3 protein-coding genes are annotated in these 2,238 nt (G+C 65.5%); all 3 read left to right on the top strand.

Annotation, left to right across the window (positions count from 1 at the left end; genetic code table 11):
• A partial coding sequence (locus tag A5736_RS16290; protein ID WP_139333360.1) for an ABC transporter ATP-binding protein occupies window positions 1-573 on the top strand: 573 nt, incomplete at its 5' end.
• Between the two features lie 5 nt (window positions 574-578).
• Window positions 579-1,739 carry an ATPase/transcriptional regulator EmbR gene (embR, locus tag A5736_RS16295; RefSeq protein WP_076126874.1) on the top strand — a complete coding sequence of 387 codons (1,161 nt, stop codon included), beginning with the start codon at window positions 579-581 and terminating at the stop codon, window positions 1,737-1,739.
• A 248-nt stretch (window positions 1,740-1,987) separates the two neighbouring features.
• Window positions 1,988-2,238: protein kinase (locus A5736_RS16300; RefSeq protein WP_175611302.1), on the top strand; the 251-nt coding region annotated here is incomplete at its 3' end.

Here is a 2,238-nt window from a genome sequence, read left to right on the forward strand (position 1 = left end):
GACGGGGTCGACATCACCACGATGAGCAGGCAAACGCTGCGCTCGCGCATCGGCATGGTGCTGCAGGACACCTGGCTCTTCGACGGGACGATCGCGGAGAACATCGCCTACGGGCGGCCCGAGGCCAGCGAGGACGAGGTGGTAGAAGCCGCCAAGTCGGCCTATGTCGACCGGTTCGTGCACACCCTGCCCGCCGGCTACCAGACCCGGGTCGGCTGGGACGGCGGCAACCTCAGCGCCGGCGAGAAGCAGCTCATCACGATCGCGCGCGCGTTTCTTGTCCGCCCGCAGCTGTTGATCCTCGACGAGGCGACCAGCTCGGTCGACACCCGCACCGAGACGCTCATTCAGCGCGCCATGTGTGAGCTGCGCCAGGATCGCACGAGTTTCATTATCGCGCACCGTCTTTCGACCATCCGCGACGCCGATCGCATTCTGGTGGTGCAGTCTGGCCGGATCGTCGAGCAAGGCAATCACGCAGAGCTCCTGGACCGCCGGGGCGCCTACTACGCGATGGCCCAGGCCTTTTCCGAATCCACGAACTACTCACCAGAACGACGGAAGGACTGGTAAGCGCGATGGCGGACAAACGTCTCGAATTCGGCCTCCTCGGGCCGTTAGAGATGAGCGTTGACGGCACATTGGTGCCGTTGGGCACGCCCAAGCAGCGAGCGGTGTTGGCCATGCTGCTGATCAATCGCAACAGTCCGGTGGGCGTCGAGCGGCTCATCACCGCCGTGTGGGAGGAGCGGCCCCCGTCGGGCGCACGGGCCAGCATTCACTCCTACGTGTCCAACCTGCGCAAGCTGCTCAGCGGCGCCGGGATCGATCCACGAACGGTGTTGGCGGCCGCGCCCCCGGGCTATCGACTCAGCATCCCCGAGGACGCTTGCGATCTCGGGCGGTTCATCACCGAGAAGACCGCGGGCGTGCACGCGGCCGCCGCCGGCCGCTTCGAACAGGCCAGCCGGCACCTGACGGATGCGTTGGCTCAATGGCGCGGACCGGTCCTCGACGACCTGCGCGACTTCCAGTTCGTCGACACCTACGCCACCTCGCTATCCGAGGAAAAGATGCTCGCCCACACGGCGAAGGCGGAAGCCGAACTCGCGTGCGGGCGGGCGGCGAACATCATCGCCGAGCTCGAGGCCCTGACCGCCGAACACCCCTACCGCGAGCAGCTGTGGGCCCAGCTGATCACCGCCTACTACCTCACCGACCGCCAATCCGACGCGTTGGCCGCCTATCGCCGCGTGAAAACAACCCTCGCCGACGACCTCGGCATCGACCCCGGCCAAACCCTGCGCGATCTCAACGAGCTCATCCTCCGACAGGATCCGTTGGACGCCAAGAAATCGGCGAAAACCACCGCCGTCGGCACGATCACCGTGCTCGACCAGCGCACCCAGGTGCCGGGCCAGAAGGCCGTCGCGTATCTCGACGAAGCCTCGGGGCGCCGCTACCCGCTGCTGGCGGCCGCGACCCGGATCGGGCGCCAAAGCGACAACGACATAGTCCTCGATGGCGCCAACGTCAGCCGGCACCACGCCGTCATCGTCGACACGGGCACCAGCTACATCCTCAACGACCTCCGGTCATCGAACGGCGTGCATGTGGGGCACCAGCGGATCCGCTCGGCCGCCACCCTCAACGACGGTGACCACATCCGCATCTGCGACCACGAATTCACGTTTCGGATCGCCGCGGCCGACAAAACGGGCGATACCACCCAGGTCTAGGCGCGAGGCCGAATACGGTTGCGGTGCACGGCTTTTCTTTCGCGGCCTAGCATTTCGACAGCGCGGCACCGCTGCGCGGCCAAGCCGCATGACAACCACCACAGGGCCTTGTCGGTGTGTGTCGTTTCCGCCGGCATCCGGCCGTATGGTCGCTGGGTCGCAGGCCGGTTGTTATAGGTGATCTGGGCGAATGTGGGCAAACTTGTTGGTATGGTCGGCGGGTCTGGGGTTGGTTTGGAGGATCTGGGATGAGTGACGGTCAGGCCTCGCGGGTGGGGTCGATGTTTGGTCCTTATCACCTCAAGCGGCTGTTGGGCCGTGGTGGCATGGGTGAGGTGTATGAGGCCGAGCACACCGTCAAGGAGTGGACGGTGGCCGTGAAGTTGATGTCGGACACCTTTAGCCGCGATCCGGTGTTTCGGGAGCGGATGAAGCGGGAGGCCCGTATTGCCGGGCGTTTGCAGGAACCCCATGTGGTGCCGATTCATGATTACGGCGA

This window comes from Mycobacterium sp. SP-6446 (assembly GCF_001954045.1).
Taxonomy (GTDB): Bacteria; Actinomycetota; Actinomycetes; order Mycobacteriales; family Mycobacteriaceae; genus Mycobacterium.

What these genes read in the sequence shown, in the direction of transcription:
- embR (WP_076126874.1), top strand. Translation starts at nt 579, where the DNA reads ATGGCGGACAAACGTCTCGAATTCGGCCTCCTCGGGCCGTTAGAGATG.